This is a genomic window from Pedobacter sp. ASV12 (genome assembly GCF_016429155.1).
GTDB lineage: Bacteria > Bacteroidota > Bacteroidia > Sphingobacteriales > Sphingobacteriaceae > Pedobacter.
The window spans coordinates 1-5,074 of the sequence record NZ_JAELUC010000140.1; the positions used below are offsets into that span (position 1 = coordinate 1).

4 protein-coding genes and 1 tRNA gene are annotated in these 5,074 nt (G+C 44.7%); 1 reads left to right on the plus strand and 4 read right to left on the minus strand.

All coding sequences use genetic code 11. The features are described 5' to 3' along the window. Positions 1-366: 366 nt before the first annotated feature. From JHD69_RS18990 to JHD69_RS19005, 4 genes are all read right to left on the minus strand, one after another. Positions 367-439: transfer RNA gene (locus JHD69_RS18990), tRNA-Lys, on the minus strand. Between the two features lie 100 nt (positions 440-539). Then, on the minus strand, positions 540-2,126 hold the full coding sequence (locus tag JHD69_RS18995) for a hypothetical protein (protein WP_199141916.1): 1,587 nt from the start codon (positions 2,124-2,126) through the stop codon (positions 540-542). 65 nt (positions 2,127-2,191) lie between these two features. Continuing rightward, positions 2,192-3,274: a serine hydrolase domain-containing protein gene (locus tag JHD69_RS19000; protein ID WP_199141917.1), complete on the minus strand. Its 1,083-nt coding sequence runs from the start codon at positions 3,272-3,274 to the stop codon at positions 2,192-2,194. Between the two features lie 159 nt (positions 3,275-3,433). After that, a complete protein-coding gene (locus tag JHD69_RS19005) occupies positions 3,434-4,345 on the minus strand; it encodes an alpha/beta fold hydrolase (RefSeq protein WP_199141918.1) in 912 nt (303 codons plus the stop codon). Between the two features lie 181 nt (positions 4,346-4,526). Between JHD69_RS19005 and JHD69_RS19010 the strand changes: the two genes are divergently transcribed. Further along, positions 4,527-5,074, plus strand: a 548-nt coding sequence (locus tag JHD69_RS19010; RefSeq protein ID WP_199141919.1) for a hypothetical protein, incomplete at its 3' end; no start/stop codon positions are given.

The window sequence follows — 5,074 nt, forward strand, 5'->3', positions numbered from 1 at the left end:
CCCCCCCCCCCCCCCCCCCCCCCCCCCCCCCCCCCCCCCCCCCCCCCCCCTTTTTAGATGTGTATAAGAGACAGGTATAACTTTCGGTAGCGCGTGGTTCGCATAAATTTCTCAACGATTGTTCTTGGTCAAATCTGTTCACAGAGCAGCTACATCCATTGGTTCCTAATATAGCTGTTTATAAGCACAGGCTGCATAAATTCCTATGACAAGGAATATCTGGTTTTCTCCAGAGAGTCAATTGCTTATCCTCATCTTGTTTATTTCTTTGGTGCTATTTTTCAGAAAATCAAGGATGGGGGTGCATCAAATGAAAAAAGCCACTCTTTTGGAGTAGCTTTAAGCGAACCGGATGGTTTTTTTATGTGATCCCGCTGGGACTCGAACCCAGGACCACTACATTAAAAGTGTAATGCTCTACCAACTGAGCTACGGAATCATTCCTTTTGTTTAAGGAGGGGCAAATATAGAAATTAAAACAAAACCCTCCAACTATTTTTCATAAAAATACGAAATCAGTTGATTGTGAGCACAATAATCTACGGATTGCTTAGGGTTTTCTTGGCTAAAATATAGCCCTGTGCATCATAAATCACCAATAAAGCTTCGGCTTTAGGTTCAATGGGCAATTTTACCTTTTCGCTTTTCTCCAGTAATCGGGTAAAATAGGGAATGTGTCCATAAAAATCCGTTGCTGTTTTTTGCTCTTTGGCATAAAATAGGGCTACCTGTATAGGAACTCCGAATGTGTTTTGGTAGGCAATGCCGTGCGGGTCAACAGGTCTTTGCTGGTTGTTAAGTAGGTAGAAATCAACGGCTCCGTATTTCTTGTTGTCGGTTAAATCGCTTTGGCTGAGCAAAGTGTAGGTTGAAGGACTATATTTTCGGTAAAGGTTAAGGTGCGTTTGGCTAATGGTAAGCGGATCGATATGGTATTTTTCCTTGAAAACGGTGGCCATCCACTTTTTGCCCCAGGCAGTGGGTTTTTCTAATAAATGGTCTATTCCCACCAATACCAAGACCTTGGCTTTGGGGTCGATGGCCAAAGTGCGCCTGTACAGCTGGTCGGCTTGGCCAATTTCGCGGTCCATTTTATCGTCGGTATTCTCATAGGCCACCAGCTTGAAACCAAGTTTTATCGCTTCGCGCAACAGATTGCCATAATTTTGCTCGCGCGTATAAAATCCGGTATTTAAGGTCGGGAATGCACCCTGATTATTCAATAGGCTGTCGTTGGGAGCTTCCAAGGCTTCGAGCGCCAAATAGGTATAGCCAAGTGATTTTAACCGGGGAAGCAGTTCGGTAACCAATAAACGGTGCTGTGGGTAGTAATGGTTTTCGTTGATCATGAGTACCTGCGCCTGTTGCGCTTCGGCAAGCATACGGTCGATGGCCTCGTTGTTAGGCACACCGTGTGCTTTTATGTTGTTCACAACCGTGTCGTTAGGCTTAAAATTGGATTCCTGCAAGCCAATCAAATCATCATATTGCTTGTTGGGAAGCAACAAAGAAGCAAAAGTCAGTTGCATCTGCAGTTCAAGGCTATTACCTTGTTTTTGAGGCAGGGGATATTGTTGTATTTCGCACAATGTCTTGTAAAACTGGTTATTGTTCATCGATGCCGAAACGATATCCATCACCGAACTGGTGCCTAACTGATAATTATCTCCCCATTTCATCGATCGGGCCATGGCAGTTAAATCGGCCTCCATCGGCGCAACAGCCCTTATGCTATCGGTTCTGCCTATAAAATGGAGCTGATAGCCGTTAAGCAGGGTATCTATGATTTTGGAGTAGCCTCTTTGCGCAGGTTCCTTGGCGTTTCCTATGGATACCGCAAATTCATAAGGAGGTGTTGAAGTTGTTCCGAGCCATAGAATCTCATTGGTAGTTTTAAGCCGGCTTTTTTGCCAGGCAACTTGGAAAGAGCGCTTATCTGTGCTGTACCTGATGTCGGCAGGCGAGGTGAGGTGAAGCTTCAAAGAATCGTTTAAAACATGGATGTTGAAGTTTCGTTGGTAGCGATTGTAGGCATAGTTCTTGTTCACTTTAGGCGAGCAGGAAGCCAGCAGGACCAAGACAATAACTAGCGCATTGCAAACCTTTGATTTTAATAGGTCGGGCATAAAGTTCAAATTAACGAACTACGAATTTAGTTGATTTGTTCCTGAAATCGAAATCGTTTTTTATATCATAAGGCAAATTCCAAAATTTCGCATACTATTTTCGATAGGTCGTTGGCATCGGTATTGCAAAAAACAATGAGCACTTGCCCGCTTTCCGGCAATTGCAGATAGGTGGCATTATAACCCATGATGTTTCCTTTGCGTTCGATGACTTTTATTTTTTTGTCGCCGATGTTAAGCGTTTTGAGGTAGCCACCTGGTGTAACTTCTTCGCTTTTGGTACCTTGTCCTGTTTTAAGGCTTGGCTGGTAAAGCAGGACCAAAGAGCTTGGGTTCAGGATTTTCCCGGCTGCTAAGGCGCGATTGAGCTTTAACAATTCAATAGGTGTGGTGAAAAGAGCTCCTGCACCGGCATAGTTTTCTAAAAAGAGCGGATCATCATTTTCTAGCGGATCTTTGACTTTTTCATTGCCAAAAGAATAGTTATGGTAGCCATAAGCCAAGTTTTGAATAACCGAATCCCTTTTCACTACGCCGGTTTGTTGCAGCTGCAAGGGCTTGATGATAAAATCTGTTAGCAAGGTTGTCCATTTTTTGCCACTTACCTGCTCCATAATGGCCGTTAACAGGATGAAATTTACATTGTTGTAGCGATAAGTAGTTCCTGGTGTACTACGCAGGGTATCAGCGATGCGCTTTTGAATAAAATCCTTGGCATTGAGCTGTAGGGTATAATCGGCAATCTTTTCGTTGGGCAACCCTGCGGTATGAACCAGTAATTGTCTGATGGTTATCTTCTTGTTGTTTTTGGGTAAAAGATTGGGTGTGTAGTTGAAAATAGGACTGTCTAAGTGCAACTTGCCAAGCTCTTGAAGCTTGAGAATAAGTATGGCCGTGTATAACTTTGTAATGGAGGCCACTGGAAATTTGGTGTTTGCCGCAACGGGGACGCTAAATTGCCGGTTGGCCAATCCAAACTGGCGCTGATAAATGATTTTACCGTTTTTGGCAAGGAGTACTGTGCCATCAAAACGGTCCTTTTGCTGGTATTTTAGCAACAGTTCGTCTATTTTTTGCGTAGCGTTTTGCGCGTAACCCGGTAAGGAGAATGAAATGGAAAGGAAAAGCAAAAGTAAAAGTCGTTTCATAGCTGTTTATTTTGGTTGATGTACAAAAGACAGCCTGTATTTGCAAATGTTGCAATGGCTAGAGCTTTTTGCCGAAAATTAAACTTCCATGTCAATGACTTGTTGCCAAGCATGCAAAAGCCCCGTAACAATACGAGGCTTTTTAGTTTGGAAAGCTCTTTATTTGGTTTGGCCTAAAGTTTCGAACAAAGCTTTGTAAAAGAGTTCTTCCTGTTCGAACATGGCAAAATGCCCTGCTCTAGCTATCCAGTGCACCTTAACCGAAGGGTTGATCAACTGATATTCGTAAGCCATGAAAGCCAAAGGGTCTTGTCGGCCACAAATAATAGTGATTGGTTTCCTGAATTTTTTAACCGCTTCGGTCAGGTCTATCTTGTTTACGGAGCTCATCATCAGGTTCATGGTTGTAGTATTGATCTTTCCGGTGGCCACCCTGGCAAAAGTCTGGTCAAATTTACTTTTGTCGTACAAAAGCGTACCATTGCTGAATTTCCTGAATAAGGCCTCGTCGTCTTTGGTAATGGTACCTTTGGCTGCCTTTTCGTCGAGCTCGTTTAAAGCCTTGGTATCTAGCAATCCCATTCTAGCCTCTTTGTTATCGCCATAGGTAGCCATTTGATCGCCAGTGCCATTAAAAGGGGCAGGGCCAGTTAAAATCAACTGGCTAACACGATTTGGATATTTAGCGCCGTAGTACATGGCCAGAAAACTGCCGTAACTGTGTCCGTAAACTGTGGCTTCTTTCAGGTGTAGGTGGTCTAAAATAAGATTGAGGTCGTTGGCGGCCAGTTCCATGTTGAGGCTTTCCTTGTTCAGTTTGGCGGGCATAGATCTGCCTGTTCCTCTTTGTTCAACCAAGATGGCCTGGTACGACTGTCCAACGCGAATAGCCACTTCTTCTTGTTGCTGGTAGGAGATGCCTGGCCCCCCGGTTAAAATAATGACTGGTTTTCCCTTGCCGTAAAGGTGGAAAAACAAATAGCCTCCGTTAAAAGCAATAGAATCGATCTGTTGGGCATGGGCAATACTGATAAAAAGCAGGCTGATGATGATCAAAAAATAACGTTTCATAATCGGGATTTGGTTTTGAATTTGGTCAAAGTACCGGCTATTTTGATCGCTAAACAATAGCCTTTCGATGTAATCAGGGCTATTTTCGACACAATCTTCTGGTCATAAATTTCGTCGATGAAAAAGTGATTTCGTCGGTGGACCTGCTGAAAGTGGAGCACAAATTAGATAAACTTGCAACATGAAAAACCGATTTGCTCTTATTTACGAACTGCTCATTTGGCTGTTGTACGTCTGTCTCTATAAATACAGCTATTTTTTAGACCAAACCACGGTCAATCATGGTTCGGCCAACTGGTTTCCGCATTTACAGCTTGTTTTTTTTGCCTTGCTGATGACGGTCTACATCATCCCTTTTTACAAGTGGATAGCGCCTCGCTTGCTCAGCAAGAAAAAATACGCCTGGTTTTTGATCGCTCTAATCGTTTATTTTGGCTTAGTTGGCAAACTGGGTAATTGGTTGGTCACTTTTCTTTTTCATTACCTCAATACCGATACCAGTCTGGCGCCGTTTTATCAGAAGATGTACGAGATTGCCTCCTTGCGCATGCATAGTTTTGGCGGTTGGGATCCCTGTCTCTTATACACATCTGACGCTGCCGACGAACCACGACAAAAAAGGGTGGGGTGGGGGGGGGGGGGGGGGGGGGGGGGGGGGGGGGGGGGGGGGGGGGGGGGGGGGGGGGGGGGGGGGGGGGGGGGGGGGGGGGGGGGGGGGGGGGGGGGGGG